General features: G+C 67.4%; 17 protein-coding genes. 12 read left to right on the top strand and 5 right to left on the bottom strand.

Annotated elements, in window-relative coordinates:
* The first annotated feature begins 25 nt into the window (after nt 1–25).
* Entirely contained in the window at nt 26–562 is a 537-nt protein-coding gene (locus ACFE65_RS07980; protein WP_375381825.1) for a nuclear transport factor 2 family protein, read from the top strand.
* A gap of 69 nt (nt 563–631) precedes the next feature.
* Nucleotides 632–1687 (top strand): alpha/beta hydrolase fold domain-containing protein, encoded by a 1056-nt coding sequence (locus tag ACFE65_RS07975; protein WP_375381824.1) that lies wholly within the window; start codon nt 632–634, stop codon nt 1685–1687.
* Between the two features lie 67 nt (nt 1688–1754).
* On the opposite strand, the gene ACFE65_RS07970 is transcribed toward ACFE65_RS07975, so the two are convergent.
* From ACFE65_RS07970 to ACFE65_RS07960, 3 genes are all read right to left on the bottom strand, one after another.
* A complete protein-coding gene (locus tag ACFE65_RS07970; protein ID WP_375381823.1) occupies nt 1755–3347 on the bottom strand; it encodes a bifunctional 3-(3-hydroxy-phenyl)propionate/3-hydroxycinnamic acid hydroxylase in 1593 nt (530 codons plus the stop codon).
* Nucleotides 3348–3541: 194 nt separating this feature from the next.
* Complete coding sequence (locus ACFE65_RS07965; RefSeq protein WP_375381822.1) at nt 3542–4804, bottom strand: acyl-CoA dehydrogenase family protein; 1263 nt, start codon at nt 4802–4804, stop codon at nt 3542–3544.
* Nucleotides 4805–4993: 189 nt separating this feature from the next.
* Nucleotides 4994–6100, bottom strand: coding sequence for an aldo/keto reductase (locus ACFE65_RS07960; RefSeq protein WP_375381821.1), 1107 nt, complete (start codon nt 6098–6100; stop codon nt 4994–4996).
* A gap of 77 nt (nt 6101–6177) precedes the next feature.
* On the opposite strand from ACFE65_RS07960, the gene ACFE65_RS07955 reads away from it, so the two are divergent.
* The 8 genes from ACFE65_RS07955 (at nt 6178) to ACFE65_RS07920 (ending at nt 13730) form a co-directional block, all read left to right on the top strand.
* Nucleotides 6178–6831: a TetR/AcrR family transcriptional regulator gene (locus ACFE65_RS07955; protein WP_375381820.1), complete on the top strand. Its 654-nt coding sequence runs from the start codon at nt 6178–6180 to the stop codon at nt 6829–6831.
* A 418-nt stretch (nt 6832–7249) separates the two neighbouring features.
* Nucleotides 7250–7540 carry a hypothetical protein gene (locus ACFE65_RS07950; protein WP_375381819.1) on the top strand — a complete coding sequence of 97 codons (291 nt, stop codon included), beginning with the start codon at nt 7250–7252 and terminating at the stop codon, nt 7538–7540.
* Entirely contained in the window at nt 7537–8649 is a 1113-nt protein-coding gene (locus ACFE65_RS07945) for an S-(hydroxymethyl)glutathione dehydrogenase/class III alcohol dehydrogenase (RefSeq protein WP_375381818.1), read from the top strand. The genes ACFE65_RS07950 and ACFE65_RS07945 overlap by 4 nt, the downstream gene beginning before the upstream one ends.
* Before the next feature lie 2 nt (nt 8650–8651).
* Entirely contained in the window at nt 8652–9482 is an 831-nt protein-coding gene (gene fghA / locus ACFE65_RS07940; RefSeq protein WP_375381817.1) for an S-formylglutathione hydrolase, read from the top strand.
* A complete protein-coding gene (locus tag ACFE65_RS07935) occupies nt 9479–10723 on the top strand; it encodes an NAD(P)/FAD-dependent oxidoreductase (protein ID WP_375381816.1) in 1245 nt (414 codons plus the stop codon). Before fghA ends, ACFE65_RS07935 begins: the two co-directional genes overlap by 4 nt.
* A gap of 208 nt (nt 10724–10931) precedes the next feature.
* A complete protein-coding gene (locus ACFE65_RS07930) occupies nt 10932–11264 on the top strand; it encodes a hypothetical protein (RefSeq protein WP_375381815.1) in 333 nt (110 codons plus the stop codon).
* Nucleotides 11264–12619 carry a diaminopimelate decarboxylase gene (lysA, locus tag ACFE65_RS07925; RefSeq protein ID WP_375381814.1) on the top strand — a complete coding sequence of 452 codons (1356 nt, stop codon included), beginning with the start codon at nt 11264–11266 and terminating at the stop codon, nt 12617–12619. The genes ACFE65_RS07930 and lysA overlap by 1 nt, the downstream gene beginning before the upstream one ends.
* A 94-nt stretch (nt 12620–12713) precedes the next feature.
* Complete coding sequence (locus ACFE65_RS07920) at nt 12714–13730, top strand: CorA family divalent cation transporter (RefSeq protein ID WP_375381813.1); 1017 nt, start codon at nt 12714–12716, stop codon at nt 13728–13730.
* Here the strand turns inward: ACFE65_RS07920 and mgtE are convergent.
* The gene (gene mgtE / locus ACFE65_RS07915; protein WP_375381812.1) at nt 13681–15003 is read right to left on the bottom strand and encodes a magnesium transporter; all 1323 of its coding nucleotides are present in this window, start codon (nt 15001–15003) and stop codon (nt 13681–13683) included. The genes ACFE65_RS07920 and mgtE overlap by 50 nt on opposite strands.
* A 67-nt stretch (nt 15004–15070) precedes the next feature.
* The gene (locus tag ACFE65_RS07910) at nt 15071–17530 is read right to left on the bottom strand and encodes a TonB-dependent receptor (protein ID WP_375381811.1); all 2460 of its coding nucleotides are present in this window, start codon (nt 17528–17530) and stop codon (nt 15071–15073) included.
* A gap of 577 nt (nt 17531–18107) precedes the next feature.
* Between ACFE65_RS07910 and ACFE65_RS07905 the strand changes: the two genes are divergently transcribed.
* Together ACFE65_RS07905 and ACFE65_RS07900 are read left to right on the top strand one after the other, a co-directional pair.
* Nucleotides 18108–19682, top strand: a complete 1575-nt coding sequence (locus ACFE65_RS07905; RefSeq protein WP_375381810.1) for an outer membrane beta-barrel protein — start codon at nt 18108–18110, stop codon at nt 19680–19682.
* 20 nt (nt 19683–19702) lie between these two features.
* Entirely contained in the window at nt 19703–20386 is a 684-nt protein-coding gene (locus ACFE65_RS07900) for a retropepsin-like aspartic protease (protein WP_375381809.1), read from the top strand.
* Nucleotides 20387–20416 lie beyond the last annotated feature (30 nt).

Below are 20416 nucleotides of genomic sequence, written 5' to 3'. Positions count from 1 at the left end.
CACAAGAAGACAGCAGGAGAGGTCCATGACGTTCGAGGAACTGAGCGCGCGCGAGCAGATTCGCGACGTGCTCGTACGATACACGCGGGGCGTCGACCGCGAGGACCTGGACCTGGTGCGCAGCGTGTTCCACGACGACGCTCACGTCCAGTTTCCCGAGAGCCTGCATCAGGGATCGCTCGAAGGGTTCATGAACTTCGCGTCCGCGGAGATGCCGCGGTTCATGCGGACGCGGCACGCGATCACCAACACGCTCATCGACTTCGACGGGCCGAACGTCGCGTATGTCGAGACCTATCTCCATGCCGACCATCAGGGCTCGGAGGCGCACCACTGGAAGACCAGCATCATCGAGCTGTGGGCGCGCTACCTCGACAAGTTCGAGGAGCGCGACGGAGTCTGGAAGATCGCGCGTCGCGAGCTCGTCGTGGACTGGATGTACAAATATCCCGCCGAAGGCTGGTTCGACGATCATCCCGACGCATCCGAAACGCGGCGTCAGGGGACCGATCCGTTCGTCAAGCCGCGTGCGGGGTTCGCCGGGGTACCCGTGGCGGCGTAAGGTGTCGGCGCTGCGCCGCACGGCCGTAACGGGCAGTCATCTCCTTCGACGCAAGCCCCGGCGGGTACCATGACCGACCCCGAGCGCCCGGCGATGATCGACCGTCCCGGCCTTGCGGCTCTGCAGTCGGAGGCGAACATCGCGGTCGGTCCACGCCGGGTGCCTGGCCGGGACATCCCCGTGCCGACCGGGCTCGACGCGTCGCATGCCGTGCTGGTGGAGGCGCCATATTCGCCCGCCTGGAACCTGGCGCCGGCCGATGATGACGGCTGGCGGGTCGTCCAGCGGGCGATGGCCGAGCGCGTGGGGCCGATCCTGTCGCGGATCCGCGATGAGCTTGGTATAACGATGATCCGCACGATGCTGGGAAGGGTGGGGGCCTATATGCTCTCGCCTGCGGACCTGCCCGCGGCGCACCGCGACCAGCTTGTCTTCTTCCTCCACGGCGGCGGATATGTGCTGGGCGCCGGGGAGGCGGGAACCACGGAGGCCACGCTGCTGGCGGCCTATGGCCGATATCGGGTGGTCTCGATCGACTATGGCGTGGCGCCAGATCGCCCGCATCCGGCCGGCCTGAACGATGCGGTCGCGGCGTGGTGCGCGCTCACTGCCTCGCACGATCCTCGCACCCTAGCCTTGGGAGGGCTGTCGGCCGGTGGAGGCCTGGCGCTCGCGCTGCTGCTGCACCTGAGGGATGAGGGGTTGCCGATGCCCGCCGCCGTCTCGCTGGGCTCGCCCTGGGCGGACATGACCCGCACCGGGGACAGCTACGCGACCAACGAGTGGCTCGACAACGTCCTCGTCAGCTATGACGGTTACCTGTCGCATGCGGGGCGTCTCTATGCCGCCGGCCACGACCTGCGCGATCCGGCGCTGTCGCCGATCTATGGGGATTTCGCCGGCCTCCCACCCACCATCCTGCTGACGGGGACGCGCGACCTGTTCCTGTCCAACACGGTGAGGACGCATCGCAAGCTCCGCGACGCGGGTGTCGAAGCCGACCTTCAGCTGTTCGAGGGCCTGTCACACGCGCAGTTCGCACTGACGCCGGGCGCGACGGTGACCCGGACGGCGTGCGGCGAGATCAGCCGCTTCTTCGATCGGCACTTGATCGCGGCTGACTGAGCCAACCCGGCCGCCACCTGCGAGACCATTCGCCTGGCTACGAGGAGCCAGGCAGGCCCCGTGCGTCTCAGGCAACCATCTCGGACAGTTCCTGCCGCCGCTGCGTCCCACTTCCGTCCGCGATCGCGCGAGAGGCCGCAACCAGCAGCGCGCCGGCGTCCGCCACCGACGACGTCCCGAATACGTAGAGGTCCGGTCGGACGAGGACGACGTCGGCGCCGAGACGAGCGAACCAGGCGCCATAGGTCCCGTCGAGGTCCACCGTGTCGCCCGCGGCGCCGAACCGCGCCGTCACCACGCCGAGCCATGTGAGGGCCGCGCGTGCCTCCGCGTCGAAGTGCGCGGGCGCGCAGCCGTCACGGAGCAGCAACTGCCAGCCGGGTCCGACCACATCGTCGAACAGCCCGTCGCGCCCCGAGCGCCGGACGCGGCCCTGAACCGACAGGTAACCCGCATGCGGATCGTCCACGACATACAGGCCTGCACTGCCGAGCCGCGGTTCGGGTGGCGGCTTCAGGGCCCGCGACGGGTCCTTGATCGCCGCCTTCATCTGCTCGTCGCGGGCGGCGACCTCCGCCGGGTCGAGCATGCAGATCACGCGGCCGATCTCCACCGCCTGCCGGACGATCTCCCGCACATGCTCGCTGCGTTCCGGGCCGTAGCTGTCCAGCAGCGCGTCGGGAGCATCGCCCCGCAGGATCATCGACAATCGCCAGGAGAGCGCGACCGCATCACGCATGCCGGCGCACAGGCCTTGTCCCAGAAACGGCGGCATCAGGTGCGCGGCATCGCCGGCGAGCAGGACCTGCCCGGACGTCCATCGATGCGCCCAGGCGCCGCGGAACGTGTACACCGCGTGGCGCTCCAGCGTGGCGGAGCCGGGCTTTATGTCATAGGGCGCAAGCAGTTCCCACGCCTTGGTGGTCGTGTTGAGCTCGTCGATCGTCTCGCCCGGCAGCCGCATGAACTCCCAGCGGCGGCGCCCCGGCCCGCTTCCGACCAGCGTCGTCGGGCGCGACGGGTCGCAATGCTGGACGACGTACGGCTTCCAGACCCGCTCCTCATGAGGAACGACGTCGACGACCAGCCAGTCATAGGCAAAGCCGAGATCCGTCTGCTCGATGCCGAGCTGCTGACGAACGGTGCTCCGGGCGCCGTCCGCACCGATGACGTAGCGGCCCTGCACGTCGACGGTCGCGCCTTGCGGCTGCGCCGCGTCGGACAAGCGCAGGACGACGTGATCGGGATGCTGTTCGAGTTCGGCCAGTTCCAACCCGCGCCGCACCTCGACATTGGTCAGCGCCTCGAGATGCCGCACCAGCATCCGTTCGAGATCGGGCTGGTAGAACATGTTCATCTGAGCCCAACCAGACGCCCCCGGTCGGTTCCAGTCGATCTGGAGCAGCGTCTCACCCGCCTGGTTGTGGAACTCGTACGTCTTTTCCGGGCCCATGATGGGATCGAGCAGCGGCCCGAACTCGTCGCCCAGCCCGGCGTCCTGCAACAGGCGGATGATCTCGTGATCGATGCTGCATGCCCGCGGCAGGGGATAGAAGGTCGGCCACTTCTCGAACACGGCGACCGTATGGCCCCGCTGTCCGAGCAGGAGCGCGGCGAACAGTCCGACCGGACCGGCTCCGACAATGACGACGTCGTTCATCACAGCCATTCGTTATGAAACCACAAGATCAGAGAAGATTACATTTGCGCCGGCCGGCGGCAAACCGGGATCGGCTCCACCCGTGCGGTGGAACCGATCCTGATCCACTGCCCGCCGGAACATGGCACCGGAAGCAGCACATTGATGACCCTTTACCGAACCACGCCCGTCCGGCCGAGCCATACGCCGCCATCTCACCCGACGCGTTCCAGCACGTTGCCGGACGCCTGCTTCACCTGGATGCCGCAGAGCTGACGGCCATAATTCTCCATGCACGTCTGGACGTTGTGCACCGCATGCAGGCTGCCGGCGCGGCAGTTGCGCATCACGAGCTGGAGCGGCTGCTTCTTCGCGATCGCCGATGCTCCGGACGCCTTGAAGAGCGTCTCGATCGCCGTGGCGCACGTGTCCCAGATATAGGCGGCGTCGGCGTGCAGCCGCACCATGTCCGCCGGGGTCGTGTCTTTCCCGTCCTCGTACAGGCTGTCGAGCTCGTCGAGCGCGGCCTCGGCGACGCGGCGCGCAGCCTTGATCTGCATCTGGACGCCGCCGACGTTGAGGTGCGTCACCGGCGCATCCTGCTGGCGCGCATAGGGCGAATAGGCGATCGGCTTCTTGCCGATGCTCTGCAGGAACAGCTCAAGCGCATGTTCCGCCATGCCCAGGGCGTTGCCCGTGCCCACCATCACCGATCGGGCGAGACCGCCCGGGCGCAGCCCGTCGCCCTGCGCTTGCAACTCCGCGAGACGTTGGATGAGGATCTGGGGCGAGCTGAAGCGGGCGTCGGGGACGAACAGTTCTTCCTCGACGACAAGCGTCGCGCTGCCGGTCGCCGCAAGGCCCATAGCGTCCCAGTCGTCCAGCCTGACATACTCGTCACGCGACACCAGCACCATGCCGACCTTCGTGTCGTCGGTGTCGTCGAGATACACCGCGAGGTAGGCGTGCGACGCATGCGCGCCGCCGGTCGCGAAGAACCATGCGCCCTTCACCATCCAGCCGCCGTCGACCTTGCGCGCCGTGCCCGCGAGCCGCCGGGTGCTGCCGCCGACGGCACACGTACGGTTGCCGACCCAGGGAGTCGCATAGATCGGCCGCACGACCCGCTCGGGGAACGCCGCGCTCCACAGATTCCCGCCGGTCGACGCCCAGACCGTCCACGACGTGGCACCGCAGCCCGCCCCGAGCGCTTCGTAGATCCGGAACAGCTCCCGCGACGAGAAGTCCGCGCCGCCGAACCGTGCCGGCGTCGTCAGGCAATAGATGCCGATGTTGTCCAGCCGCTCGACCGTCTCCTGCGGGACCCGGCGCTGACGCTCCGCGTCGGCCTGCTTGTCCCTCAGCCAGGGGCGCAGAGCCGCCAGCCCGGCCACCAGATCGTCCGCACTCGGGCGATTATCGGGGACCGTCGTTAGGCTGGGCTCCAGGACCAGCGCTGCACCGTGAGAACTCGGCATACAGGTTCCTCTCCATCGAGCCTTGGGAAGAACGACAAGTCCAAGAGCGGTAAGGCCCGTGGCTCCTGTCGCAAACTTCCCACACAAGACGCGCCATAGCACCAAAAGGCGCCGTCTGTGAAGCAGTCATCTGGAGACTTAGTGAGTTACGTTACCCGATGCCGGCGGCGACGAGGCTGGAGCAGCGCCTTAGTCCAGTCGCGAGGCGACCGGGCTGCCGCCGAACACGACGTTCTGGCGTCCCGGCGGCGAGAACAGGCCGTAAAGCGAAGGCTCCAGCGCCGTGGCAGCATCCAGCGTGGCGAGCTGCTCCGCGGAAAGGTGGAGGTCGGTCGCGCCGATGTTGTCGTGCAGCTGCGAGACGCGGCTGACGCCGATCAGCGCGGTGTCAACGCCGGGCCTGGAGAGGACCCAAGCCAGCGCCACCCGCGCGGGCGGCTCGCCGATTTCTGCGGCCATCACCTTGAGTGCGTCGACGATCCGCCAGTTGCGGTCGGTGAACAGCGTGTCGCCGAACGGGTTGGGGCCGTCGAGTCGCCGATCACCTTCGGGACGCGGCTGGCCGGTCCCGGCGTCGCTGGGCAGCCCGCCCGCGCGCGGGCCGCTCGCCTCGACCTGCGCGCGATCATATTTGCCGGTCAGCAGGCCATAGGCGAGCGGGCTCCACGGCACCACGCCCAGCCCCGAGTCGCGGGCGAGGGGTACATGCTCCTGCTCGATATCGCGACTGACCAGCGAGTAGAAATGCTGCATCGCGATCGGCCCGGGCATGCCGCGCACCGCCGCCAGCGTCGCGAGCTTCGCGACATACCAGGCCGGCGTGTTGGAGATGCCCCAGTAGCGGATTTTGCCCGCGCGCACGAGCGCCGCCATCGTCTCCAGCAGCTCCTCGGGCGGCGTGACCGAGTCCCACACATGCGCCCAGTACAGGTCGATATGATCGGTCTGCAGTCGCCGCAGCGAGCCTTCCACCGCGGCGTAGATGCGCTTGGCGCCATTGCCGCCCGCGTGCGGACCCGAGCCGGTGGCAAAGCCGCTCTTCGTCGCGAGGACCAGGCGATCGCGCAGGCCGCGGTCCGCGATGATCGCGCTCAGCATCTCCTCGCCGCGGCCGCCCGCATAGACGTCGGCCGTGTCGACCAGATTGCCGCCAGCCCCGACATAGGCGTCGAACACCGCTTCGGCCTCCGGGCGGTCGATGCCCCAGCGCGCCACGCCGAAGGTCATCGTACCCAGAGCGAGCGGGCTGACGACGAGCCCGGAGCGGCCGAGCGTGCGATAGGAATCAAGAGGCATGGTCGTCTTTCGTAGCGGTCGATACGGAATACTTCAGCCCGTTGCGAAGCCGGGTCAAGTCTTTTATAGCGACCGCTATGGAAGTGACGTCATCCGCACGCCGGACCGGCCGTCCGTTGTCGTTCGACCGCGATACCGCGCTGGCCGCCGCGATGCATCTGTTCTGGCGCCAGGGCTTCGAGGCGACCTCGGTGGCCGAGTTGACGCAGGCGATGGGGATCACGCCGCCCAGCCTCTATGCGGCGTTCGGCGACAAGCAGCGGCTGTGCCGCGCCGCGATCGACCGCTATCTGGGCGGGATCGAGGCGGTGGTCGCCCGCATCGAGGGCGCCGTCACCGCGCGCGCGGCCGCGCGCGAGCTGCTGGTCGCGGCGGCGATCCACGACACCGGCGAGGATACGCCGCTGGGCTGTCTGGTGGCGAGTTCCATCGTCAGCAGCTCGCCCGGCGCCGCCGACCTCCGCGAGGAAGTGGCCGAGCTCCGCCGCACGATCGAGGCGGCGCTGCGCCGGCGGATCGCGCGGGACATCCGCAGCGGTCTGCTGCCCGCGACATGCGACGCCGACATCATGGCGGGCCACGCCGTCGCGGTGGTGCAGGGCATGTCCACGCTGGCGAAGGATGGCGCCGGCCGCGCGAAGCTGCTCCGCATCGTCGAGGCGGCGATGCAGGGGTGGCCGCCCGAGGCTCGGACGAGGCGGGACCCTGACGTCCGTTCCATCGGCGGGTGACGGCTTCGCGTCGGCGCACCCACCACGAAAATGCGATGAGTCCTTGCGCCGTCTGTGGCGTCGGCAATTTCGTGGTGACGACCAACGGTGATCCCGCCACTGCCTTCACCGGCCCACGTCGGCCAACTGTATTTCTTCGATTCCGACCGGACCGAGGTGCTGAACGGGCTACAGGGCACGCCGTACGGCCGCAACGCGACCGCCCGCGCCATCAACGTCCTGCCACTCAGCTCAGGCCTGGCGAGCTATCCGGCTATGCGACCGCCGGTGACGCCAACCACAATGCCGAGTCCGCGGAGGGTGCGATCAACCTCCCGCTCGGCGCAAGTCCCTCTTCTACGTCAGCCCGGGCGCGGTTCGCGACACGCTGTCCCGGCTGGTGCCGGACGGGTTCGTCGTCTCGCGCGGCCAGCGGGGCTTGAGCGCCGCGCCGATCTCGCTCGACGACCTCCTCGACCTGACGCGGCTGCGCTGCGACGTCGAGGAGCTTGCGCCGCGGCGCGTCGTCGCGGAAGGGGACGCATCGTGGGAAGCCGCCATCCTCTCGACGGCGCATCGCCTTCGCCGGACCGTCCGGATCGTGGACGATCCGCCGAGTTCCGACTGGACGACGCCGGCTGATGCCGTGCCGGGCCGGCAAGCCCCGACGATCGTCGAAAACAATGTTGCTGACGGCCCGGAACGGTGCCGGAAAGGTATGAGACCATGAAGACCCGAGCCGCCGTCGCGTTCGAGGCTAAGCGCCCGCTGGAGATCGTCGAGCTCGATCTGGAAGGCCCGAAGGCGGGTGAGGTGCTGATCGAGATCATGGCTACCGGTATCTGCCACACCGACGCGTACACCCTCGACGGGCTGGACTCGGAGGGGCTGTTCCCGGCGGTGCTCGGCCATGAGGGGGCAGGGGTCGTGCGCGAGGTGGGCGTCGGCGTCACGAGCGTCGCGGTCGGCGATCACGTCATCCCGCTGTACACGCCCGAATGCCGGCAGTGCAGGTCGTGCCTCAGCGGCAAGACCAACCTGTGCACGGCGATCCGCGCGACGCAAGGACGCGGCCTGATGCCCGACGGCACGACCCGCTTCTCATATCAGGGCTGGCCAATCTTCCACTACATGGGCTGCTCGACCTTTTCGAACTTCACCGTGCTGCCCGAGATCGCGGTGGCGAAGATCCGCGAGGATGCGCCGTTCGAGACGAGCTGCTACATTGGCTGCGGCGTCACGACCGGTGTCGGCGCGGTGGTGAAGACGGCCAAGGTGCAGGCGGGCGAGAACGTCGTCGTGTTCGGCCTGGGCGGCATCGGCCTCAACGTGATCCAGGGCGCGCGGCTCGTCGGCGCGGGCCGGATCATCGGCGTCGACATCAACCCCGATCGCGAGCGCTGGGGCCGGCAGTTCGGGATGACCGACTTCCTGAACTCCAAGGGCCTGTCGCGCGACGAGACGGTCGCCGCGATCCTGGCGCTGACCGACGGCGGCGCCGACTACAGCTTCGACGCGACCGGCAACACCGAGGTGATGCGAACCGCGCTCGAATGCTGCCACCGCGGCTGGGGCACCTCGATCATCATCGGCGTGGCCGAAGCCGGCCGCGAGATCAGCACGCGGCCGTTCCAGCTCGTCACCGGCCGCAACTGGCGCGGCACGGCTTTCGGCGGCGCCAAGGGCCGCACCGACGTGCCCAAGATCGTCGACTGGTACATGGAGGGCAAGATCGCGATCGATCCGATGATCACCCACGTGCTGAGCCTCGACGAGATCAACAGGGGCTTCGACCTGATGCACGCGGGCGAGAGCATCCGGTCGGTGGTGGTCTATTGACGATGGAGACGGTCTCTACCGCCCGGGCGTTCGGTGGCGTGCAGGGCGTCTACCGCCATGCGTCGGCCGCGACCGGCACGGACATGACCTTCTCCGTCTTCGTGCCGGCCCATGCGGCCGGCGCGCGGCTGCCGGTGGTCTGGTATCTGTCGGGCCTCACCTGCAGCCATGCCAACGTCACCGACAAGGGCGAGTACCGCCGCGCCTGCGCGGAGCTCGGCCTGATCTTCGTCGCGCCGGACACGAGCCCGCGCGGGGCAAGCGTGGCGGACGATTCGGCCTATGACATGGGGCAGGGCGCGGGCTTCTACGTTGACGCCACGCAGGCGCCCTGGGCGCCGCACTTCCGGATGTGGCGCTATGTGACGGAGGAGCTGCCCGCGCTCGTCGCCGAGCAGTTCCCGGTCGACCCCGCGCGGCAGGCGGTCACGGGCCATTCGATGGGCGGCCACGGCGCGCTGACGATCGGGCTCACCTATCCGCAGCGTTACCGGTCCGTCAGCGCCTTCGCGCCCATCGTGGCGCCGAGCCTGGTGCCCTGGGGCGAGAAGGCGCTCGGCGGATACCTGGGCCCCGACCGGTCCGCCTGGCGCCGGCATGATGCGGTCGCGCTGATCGAGGACGGCGCGCGGGTGCCTGCGTTGCTGGTTGACCAGGGCGATGCCGACCCGTTCCTGGCGGAGCAGCTTCGGCCCGAGCTGCTGAAGGACGCGTGCGCGTCGGCGTCGATCGATCTGACGCTGCGGCTTCAGCCGGGCTACGACCACAGCTACAATTTCGTCTCGACGTTCATGGCCGATCATCTCGCCTGGCATGCGGAGCGGCTCCGGTGAGCGCGTCCTACGACGTCGTGATCGTCGGTGCGGGGCATGGCGGCGCGCAGACGGCGATCGCGCTGCGGCAGCGCGGCTTCGCGGGGACGATCGCCATGGTCGGCGAGGAGGACGAGCTGCCGTACGAACGCCCGCCGCTGTCGAAGGATTACCTCGCCGGGGGGAAAGCCTTCGAGCGATTGTTGATCCGGCCGCCGACGTTCTGGAGCGACCGGAACATCGCGATGTGCGGCAACCGCCGCGTCGTGGCGGTCGACCCCGAGCGGCGGATCGTCGAGGCGCAGAACGGCGAGGCGATCGGCTATGGCGCGCTCGTCTGGGCGACGGGGGGAAGCCCGCGGCGGTTGAGCTGCGACGGTCATGATCTGGCGGGCGTGCATGCCGTCCGAAGCCGTGCGGACGTCGACCGGATGATCGCCGAGCTGCCCGGCGTCGAGCGCGTCTGCGTCGTCGGCGGCGGCTTCATCGGGCTGGAAGCCGCCGCGGTGCTCACCAAGCTGGGCAAGCAGGTGACGCTGCTGGAGGCGCAGAATCGTCTGCTCGCGCGCGTATCCGGTCCGTCGCTGTCGCGCTTCTATGCGGAGGAGCACCGCTCGCACGGCGTCGACCTGCGGCTGGGCAGCTCGGTCAGCTCCCTCGCCGGGACCGCGGGCCGCGTATCGGGCGTGATCCTCGCGGACGGGACCAAAGTCGCCTGCCAGATGGTCGTGGTCGGCATCGGCATCGTGCCGGCGATCGAGCCGTTGCGCGCGGCCGGGGCGACGTGCGGGAACGGCGTCCTGGTGGACGGGAATTGCCGCACCTCGCTCGGCGACGTGTACGCGATCGGCGATTGTGCGCTGCATCCCAACACCTACGCCGATGGTGAGGCGATCAGGCTGGAGTCGGTGCAGAACGCCAACGACATGGCTACGGTCGCCGCGCGCGTGATCTGCGGCGATCCGAGCGGTTACGATGTCGTGCCATGGTTCTGGTCCAACCAATATGATCTCAAGCTCCAGACCGTCGGCCTCGCGACGAACCATGATCGGGAGATCGTGCGCGGCGATCCCGTATCGCGCAGTTTCTCGGTGGCGTATCTTCGCGGCGGACGGCTGGTCGCGCTCGACTGCGTCAACGCGGTTCGGGACTATGTGCAAGGCAAGGCGCTGATCCTGCGCCACGTCGATTCTGCCTTGCTCCAGGATGCCGCGGTGCCCCTGAAAGAGATCGCCGCGGGCCTCGTATCGGAACGGACCTGATCCGAGCGCGCTCCGCCGGAGCGGCAGCGGACGCGATGGGGGCCTGAGCCCCCTTACGCAAATGCTATGCGATCCGGCCGGGATCGATCTCGAACCATCATGACGGGCATCGTACTTCCACGCCGCGGGTAATCGGGCCCGGGATCGCGAGGATCGAACGATGACGCCGGCGCCTGCTCTTGCGGAGCCTGACCGAAACTGCCCCATTGTGAATGTCGGCGATGACGATGCCGGGCACCGGACCGCGCGGGTCCCGGCCTGGCGGATGGCCGGCATGACGCGGCGCGACTGGGCCTGGCGCAGTAGCGGGTTCGCGATGCTGGCGGGCAGCTGCGTCGCCGCTCACCTCGGCTTCGGCGGGACGGCGGCCGGTCCCGGCTATTTCATCGCGGCGATCGTCGGGATCGTGCTGCTCGTCAACGGGCATCGCGTCCTCGTCATGATCCAGGCCGAGCGTCGCGGCCACGCGATGACGGCGCAGGTCATCCATGCCCGCCGCATCCGCCGCTACGCGGCGCAACATCCTCAAGGACGGCGATAATGGCTTCAGATCGTTCGAACGCCGCAAGTTTCTTTGCCAGCAAGGACGGCGTCCTGCACGCAGAGGGCGTTCCGCTGCCGGTCATCGCGCGCGATGTCGGCACGCCCGCCTACGTCTATTCCGCCGCTGCGCTGCGCCATGCCGCTCGGGCGTTCACGCAGGCGCTCGCCTCGGTGCCGCACGCGCACTTCGCGTTCGCGGTGAAGGCGAACCCCGACATTGCCGTGCTGCGGCTGCTGGCCGAATGTGGCTTCGGGGCGGATATCGTCTCCGGGGGCGAGTTGCGGCAGGCGCTCGCCGCCGGCATGCTGCCCGGCGGGATCATCTTCTCGGGCGTGGGCAAGACGGATCGCGAGATGGCGGACGCGCTCGACGCCGGCATCGGGCAGTTCAATCTGGAGCTCGAGGAGGAAGGCGAGGTCCTGTCCGATCTGGCGCTCGCGCGCGGCCTGCGCGCGCCGGCGGTGCTGCGCGTCAACCCGGACGTCGATGCCGGGACGCACGCCAAGATCTCGACGGGGCGCAAGGAGAACAAGTTCGGCATCGCGCTTCCCGACGTGCCCGCGATGTACGCGCGCCTGTCACGCCTGCCCGGCCTGAACTTACGCGGCGTGGCGGTCCACATCGGCAGCCAGTTGCGCGATCTCGCCCCGCTGGAGGCGGCCTACCGCAGGATCGGGGAACTGATCGGCGATCTCCGGTCACAGGGCCACAGGATCGCCACCGTGGACCTCGGCGGCGGCCTCGGCATACCCTATGCGCCGGACGATGTGGTGCCCTCGGTCGCGGAATACGGCGCCATGGTGCGCCGTGTGACGAAGGCGTGGGACGTCGCACTGTCGTTCGAGCCCGGCCGGGTCGTCGCGGGTGCCGCAGGGGTGCTGCTGACCCAAGTCATCTGGGTGAAGCCGGGTGCCGCTTGCCCCTATGTGATCGTCGACGCGGCGATGAACGATCTCGCCCGGCCGGCCCTGTACGACGCCTATCACCGGTTCGAGGCGGTCGCGCCAAGGGAGGGCACGATGATCGCGCACATCGCCGGGCCGATATGTGAGAGCGGCGACGTGTTCGCGCGCGAGCGCGAGATCGAGACGGTGGCGCGCGGCGACCTGGCGGTGCTGCATACGGCAGGCGCCTATGGCGCGGCGATGGCATCGACGTACAACTGCCGGCGCCTCGTCCCGCAGGTCCTTGTCGACGGCGACCGGTACGAGGTCGTGGCCGAGCGGGGATCGGGCTTCGGCGTGGACGCGCCAGACCGGACGGCCGGAGCGTTCTTCGGCGCCGCGGACGCCGACAGCGAGCGGGATCGCGGGCCGGTCCCGCGCTTCGATCGATCGCTGATCGATGCATGACGGCCCCGCGTACGACCATTCCGGGCGCGGAGGCTGACGGTCTGCGGGGAGGAGCGCCTGCCGGTCGTGGCGGACCGCGCCGAACTCCCGGCGCATGACGATCCTCGCGACGTCGCTGTACCGGCAGGGCGTCCGCCTGTCGCGTCGCGACGGTGGCTGCTGCGCTGGACCCGGGCTCGCCGACGGGGACTTCGTCTGGATCGATCTGGCCGATCCGACGCCGGCGGACCTCCTGGTCCTTCAATCCGCCTATGACCTCAGCCCCTTGGCCGTTATGGAGGCAATGGACGGGGATCGTCACTGTCGGTGCGAACGGCTGGGCGAGCTATACGCCGTGAACGTCCCCGCCGCACCTGCCCGACGCGGAGAGCCCGGGTGGAGCAGCGTGGCGGCTCTGCTCGGGCCGCATTACATCGTCACGATCGCTCATGGGTGTCGTCGCGACCGTCGGCCGCTCGCGGACACCATCGAGGTCGACGCAGACCCGGTAAGACTTAGCCCCGAACACATCCTCCACGCGTTCCTGTCGGAGACTATCGGTGAACATGACCGCCTGTTGAGCGCGTTGCGGGAAGAAGTGACGGCTTGCGGACAGCAGGCGCTGACGGCGGAGCCGGTTTCAGGGGGCCGTGGCGTCGCGTCGAGGCTGTGGGTAGGCACAAGATCGATCGCGGAGACGCTTCATCGATTGTGCGACATGCTGGACGATGTCCGCCGCTACAACGCTACGTCAGCAGACGAGACCCTGCAAAACTTGTTCTCAACATTGTCCGACCGAGTTGCGAAAGTTGCTCAATCCGCGGACGAGTTGCTTCAGGCTCTGGAAACAACACGAGCGTATCTCGACCACAAGTCCACGGATAGTCGTAAGCACGGAAGAACGATGCTCGCGGCTTCGCTCCTGATGTCGGTCGTCTTGCTGCTCGCCACGCGATTGGCCGCGGACCGATCAGCCACCCCGGCACTTGGCCTTGCGCATTTAGTGGCGCTTACAATCGTCGTTCTGTGCACGACGATGGCGTTGATGACGCATCTGAACCGTCGTTCTCAAGGTGCGCCGATCACAGGAGCGTCCCGTGCAGGATCGCCGCCGCCACGCCGAAATAGATGACGAGGCCGGTCACATCGACCAGCGTCGCCACGAACGGCGCCGAGGCGCTCGCGGGATCGAAGCCCAGCCGTCGAAGCGCGAACGGCAGCATTGAGCCCGTCAGCGAGCCGAAGGTGACGATCCCGACCAGCGCCGTACCGACGGTCAACGCCACCAACTGCCAATGCGGACCGTAATTGTAGAAGCCGAGCCGCTGCCACAGCGTGATGCGGACGATCCCGATCACGCCCAGACAAACGCCCAGCGTCAGCCCGGTCGGTATCTCGCGCAGCGCCACGCGCCACCAGTCCTTGAGCGTCACTTCGCGCAGCGCCAGCGCCCGGATGATCAGCGACGTCGCCTGGCTGCCGGAGTTGCCGCCCGAGCTCATGATCAGCGGGATGAACAGCGTGAGGACGATCGCCCGCTCCAGTTCGCCTTCGAACCCCTGCATCGCCGATGCGGTCAGCATCTCCGACACGAAGAGCACGCAGAGCCAGCCCGCGCGCTTGCGGATCATCGCGCCGAACCCGAGCCGTAGATACGGCACGTCCAGCGCCTCGACGCCGCCGAACCGTTGAACCTGCGCGGTCTGCTGCTTCACCATGGCGTCGATCACGTCGTCCACCGTGACGATGCCCTGAATATGGCCCTGCTCGTCCACCAACGGGATCGCCAGCAGATCGTATTTCGCAATCAGCCGCATCGCCTCCTCGCGGCCGGCAAGCGGCTCGATGGTCACCGGCGCCCGCTCGGGCGCGGCGGAGAGCACGCCCGCATCCGGATCGCCCGACAGCAGCCGGCGCAGCGTCACCGCCTGGATCAGCGTGTTTTCCGCAGGATCGACGACATAGACCGAATACACCGTCTCGCGTGACCGCTCCACCATCCGGATGTGGTCGAGCACCTGCGCGATCGTCCAGTCGGACGGCACCGCCACGAACTCCGTCGTCATGATCGATGCGGCGGAGGAGGCCGGATAATGGAGCAGGCGCTCGATCGTCGCGCGGACGTCAGGCGCCACCGCCGACAGCAGTTCGCCGCGCGCGGGCTCGTCCAGGGACCGGAACACCTCCGCCGTCCGGTCACTCGACATCGCGTTCAGCAGGTCCGCCGCCAGCGCCCGCGGAACTCGCGACAGGATCGCGGGCGCGCAGTCGATGCCCGGTTGATCGAACGCCTTCACCGCATCCTCTAGCGGCAGCCGTTCGACGATGGCGGCGGCCTCGTCGGGCTTGGCCCTGTCGAGCACGTCGGCGATGTCGGCTCCGCGTGCCCCAATCAAGCGCTTCATTCGATCCTCGACGCCGCGCCCGCGGCCTGATGGTCAAGCCGCGGGACGCAGCGATCGGCTGTCATTGTCAGAAGTGAAAGCTGAGGTCGATACCGCCGGTCAGCGGCTGGTTGGTCACGATCCGGTTGAACGAGGCGGCGGGCAGCGTCTCCTGGAACAGGCTTTCCAGCTGGGCGTGCTTGTTGAACACGTTGTCGACGAACAGCGACGCGCTCCACCCCTTCTCCGAGCGCAGTCCAACGCGCAGGTTGGTGAGGTCGTAATCGGGCAACAGGATGTAGCGGCCGTTGAGCGAATAGCCGAAGGGGAAGGCGAGCGAGTAGCGTTTGCCGGTATAGCCGTTCTCGCCGCTGGCGGTGAGAGCCAGGCCGCCGCCGATGTCGTGCGAGTAGCTCAGGATCGCGTTGGCGGTGACAGGCGCCACGTCCGACAGTCGGTCGGCGGGAACGATCTGCCAATGCGGGCCCGAGTCCACCCGCGCATGGGTATAGCTTGCCGACACCTTGAGCTCGAACCCTGCGCCGAGCACGCCGCGCGTCTCGATCTCGCCGCCGTAGATCTTCGCCTTGTTGCCGTTGATGTTGAGCTGCCAATCGCCGGGCAGGGCGAGCAGCTGGATATGGTCCCAATCCTCGTAATAGACGCTGCCGTTGATCGTCAGGCGGCGGTCGAGCAGGCGCAGCTTCTCACCAACCTCGTAGCTCCAGACCGAGTCGGCGTCGTAGCTGGTCGGCCATTTGTTGCCCGTGAAGTTGTACGGGGCGTAGACCGCGCTCCAGTACGGCCCAGTGACGGGATATTGGGCGTTGCCGCCGCCCGGGCGAAAACCGCGTGCGGCGGTAGCGTAGAGCGTGAGGTTCGAGTTCGGCTCGTACGACAGGTTGAACTTCGGGCTGACGCCCTGCTCGTTGTGCGTGATCAGCCCTGACAGCGACGGGGTCGCCGCACCAAGCCCCGATCCCCAACCGGTGATCGACGAGGTGAAGTGGTAGTCGAACTTGTAATAGCGCGCGCCGGCGGTGAACTTGAGCGTCGGCGTGATCGCGAACGTGCCTTCGGCGAAGGCGGCATATTGCTTCAGATGGGTCGGCGAATAGGCGAGGAACCAGCTCGTCGTCGTCGCACGGTCGAAGGTGCCGAGGTCGAGATAGGCCGACGGGTTCGACGTCCGCCCGTCGAAGTTCCACGTCATGTGATAGTCGCTGTAGAACAGCCCGCCGACCCAGCTCAGCCGGTGGTTGCCCTTGGATGCGATGCGCAGTTCCTGGCTGAACTGCCGCGACGGGTCGTTCTCGGTGCCGGACACGATGCCGCTGCCGTTCGGTCCGTAATAGCCGGGGTTGGGCAGGCCGTTGTTCGACGCATAGGTCGCGCCGGTGTTCGGATTGTTGAAATCCTCGCTGCCGTCCTCGACCTGGGTCGAGCGGCGGTTCCAGTAGGCGCTGCTCGACGTGATGTCGAACGCGTCGAAGGCATAGTTGACGGTCAGGCCCAGGATGATGATCCGGTCGGTCAACGGCTCGGCGACGTCGAATGGCTGATAGTGCGCGAGCGTGCCGGGATCGCTGTCATAGGCGCTGACGCCGTCCTGCTTGCTGTGCTGGTAGAGCACCATCGGCGTGATCGACAGCGCGTCGGTCGGCTTCCACAACAGGGTCGCGCGGAAGCCGTAGGTCTGCGACGCGTTGGAACCGTGATAGTCCTTGATCACGGGCGAACCGGCGACGTTGCCGCGGGTCGATCCGTCCACGCTGCCTGTCGGATAGGTGTTGCCGGCGCCCGCGACGATCCGGTCGATCCACCCGCTGGTGAAGTTCTCCGAACCGACGATCCGCAGCGCCAGCCGGTCCTCGACCAGCGGCAGGTTGATCATCGCGTTCACGGCATGGTTGAAGCCGCCGCCCTCGGTGCCCGACAAGGTTGCCTGCGCGCTGCCCTCGATCCTCGTCGCATCGGGCTGGTTGGCGATCAGCCGCACCGTGCCGCCCATCGATCCCGAGCCGTAGAGCGTGCCCTGCGGCCCGCGCAGGATCTCGATACGGTTGAGGTCGTATAGCGACGGATCGATCACCACCTTGCCGTTCTGCGCGGCGGACGGAGCGGTCAGCGGGATGTCGTCGAGGTAGAAGCCGACGGTCGGAGAGTTTCCTCCGCTCGACGTCATGCCACGCAGCTCGATCTCGGTCTGGGACGGCCCCTCGCTCTTGAGCGACACGCCGGGCGCCGATTGCGCGAGGCTCGCGAAGCTGGCGATGCCACGCGCGGCGAGCTCGGCGCCGCCCACGGCGGTGATGCTGATCGGCGTCGACTGCACGGTCGACGAGCGGCGCTGCGCGGTGACGATGATATCCACAGGAACGCTGTTCGGCGTGGTGGGCTCGGTAGCGGTAGCCTGAGGAGTAACATCGGCCTGCAGAGGCGCGGTCTGCGCCTCGGCTGTACCCGCCGCCAGCCCGGCTACGAGCCCGGCTACGAGCGACGTGCTCGCCAGCAATCCGGCAACAGTGATCTCAACACGACGAAACATGTCCGCGGTTCCCCTTATGGATTGGATCGTTCCGCCGGACCACCGCGCATCGGCGGACGCGCGCTGGCCGTGGAGCGGTCGGCCGACGCTGTGCGACTTGCCGAAACGAGCCGGCGGCACCCGCCGTCGTCCTCAGGGGGCAACTACAAAAACCCGAACTCAGATTTCAACATAGTATAACGGCAATTGTCGTTGGGATCGCATATGTTTTGGCATGTCTCATTTGAAGGCATGTCCGCGCAAAGCTATGCGAAACATACGCAGGCAGCCTGGGTTCGCTGTCGATAAACTATTGCCATCTCAATATAGCTGCCCGCCGCACGCCGGGGGCGCTGCGCTACGGCGAGTGGCCGTGAGCAGATTAGAACAGGTCTTGAAGAGTTACATGAAAAGCATAGCACCTACGAAGGCGGCGACGCATGTTGCCGTGGCAATGTTGACGGTCGGGATGATCGCGACGCCTGCAATCGCTGCGGCGACGCCCACAAAGGATGCCGCTACGCTGGCGCCCGGTGACGGGCAAGACGTCGCCGTCTCGCCGGTGGTCGCGGTCGTTCAAGCCCGGTCAGCAGCATCCGTGCCTGACCAGGCACAGCCTGCCGCACCTGCTCCGGATCAGGCACCGTCGGCAGCGCCCGCACCAGACACCTACACGATCGACAATCTCGGCAGCGGTTTCTTCCATCGCCTGTTCGGCTATTACAAACTGGAGATGGGTCACGGCTCCGCGCCCGCCGACCCGAACGTCCCGTCGTCGCGTCAGGAGGGCTGGTCACCGGCGCCGGAAACGACGCCGCCGATGCCGTTTACCGAGTGGCCCTATGGTGGCGCGACCAGCTTGGGCGTCACCCGGCCCAACGCGGTCGACAGCCCGCTGATGACCGCGCTCGCGCCGAGCAGCCTCGGCCAGGCGCTGTCGAACGCGCACATCCAGGCCTATGGCTGGGTCGATGTCGGCGGCAATTACGGATCGAACTCCGTCCGCGGCGGCAACGCGCCCGGCGGCTACAATTACGAGCCGCGCCGCATCCAGCTCGATCAGGCGGTGATGTACATCGAGCGTGTTCCCGACACGGTGCAGACCGACCATGTCGACTGGGGCTTTCGCGTGTCGGCGATCTACGGCGTCGATTATCGCTACACCATTTCCTACGGCCTGCTCAGCGGCCAGCTGACCACCCGCAACAACGACTATGGCCTCGATCTGCCGATGGAATATGCCGAGGTGTATATCCCCAACATCGCGCATGGGCTGCTGATCCGTGCCGGCCGCTTCATCTCGATCCCCGACATCGAGGCGCAGCTGGCGCCCAACAACTACATGTACACGCACTCGCTGACGTATACGTTCGACAATTTCACGAACACCGGCATCCTTGCGACACTGGCGGTCAATAAGAACCTGTTCCTGCAGGCGGGCATCACCGACGGTACGGAGACCGCGCTGTGGAACGCCGGCAAGACGATCGCCAACCCGTTCCCCAACCCATTGTATCCCAACGCCCGCTTCGCCAAGGATCCGGGCAATCAGCCGTCCTTCTCGGGCTGCATCCGTTACCAGACGTCGGACGCCAAGACCGCGGTCTATGGGTGCGTCAACGGCATCAACAGCGGGAAGTGGGGATACAACAACCTTCAGTGGCGCGGCCTGACCGTCTACCACAAGTTCAGCGACAAATGGCATGTCTCGATGGAGGCGTACAACATCGTCGAGCGTGACGTGCCCAACGCGTTGAACCCGGTCGTGCAGACCGCCTACGCGAACGGCGGTACCCCGTTCAGCCCGCAATACACGCCGTTCAATGCCCCAGGTCTTGCGCAGTGCAATGATGCCAGTGCCCTGAAGTGCGACATCTATGCGCAGTCGGGGCTGGTCTACCTCAACTATTCGCCCAACGCGCTCAACAACTTCACCGTACGCGGCGAGTATCTCGACGACCAGGAGGGCCAGCGCACCGGCATCAAGACCCGCTATGCGGCCGGGGCGATCGGATGGCAGCGCTGGCTGTCGCCGCAGATCGAGCTGAGACCCGAGGTCGCCTATTACCGCTCACTCGACGCGGCGGCGTTCAACGGCAACTCCAACCGCGGGATCGCGCCTAACAAGCAGGACTCGGTCGTCTTGTCGGGCGACGTGATCGTGCACTTTTAAAGAAGACGCGACGCCTGAACATGAGCCGCCTCGCCATGATCCGCGTCCGCGATCGGCCCGCGACGATACACGGCGATGCCGCCGTGCCGTTCAGGCTGATCGCGGGCAGGATCGTGATCGAGGCGACGCTCGACGGCCGGCCCGTGACTGCGATCGTCGACATGGGAGCGCCGGTGTCGCTGGTCCGTCCTGCGCTGGCCGCGACGTTGGGGCTCGACCACCGGCGGCAGGCTACCTTCCGGTCAGAGCATGGACCGGTGAGGGCCGATCTAGTCGGTCCGGCCCGCCTCTCGATCGGGGAACGAACGCTGACGCTGCGCGAAGCGATCGTCATGACAGGGCCGATCCTTGGCGAGACCGGCATCGACGTCGATCTCGTCGTCGGGCAGGACATCTTGTCGGCAGCGACCGTCGAGATCGACTTCGCGCACCGGCACCTGCGATTGCGCGAGACGGGCTGGCGTCCCGAGCCCGGCTACACCGTCATCCCCATCAGCATCGACGATGCCCGACGCCTCGTGATCCCGCTGGACCTCCCCGGCATCGGGAAGGTGCCGGGGATCGTGGATCTCGGCAACAACGCGGCGCTGATGATGGATGCCGGGTTCGTGCGGCGGCATGATCTGGCAACTGGCGTGACGACCTCGTCCGGTCTGTTCGCGACGCTGGGTGGCGTTTGCGTGTTGATTTCCGCTACGAGTTGACCCGGGGAGTGCCGAGTTTCCGCTGAGAAG

Source organism: uncultured Sphingomonas sp., assembly GCF_964237335.1.
GTDB lineage: Bacteria > Pseudomonadota > Alphaproteobacteria > Sphingomonadales > Sphingomonadaceae > Sphingomonas.
Note: the sequence above shows the minus strand (reverse complement) of the source record. Positions and strands in the feature narration are given on the sequence as shown.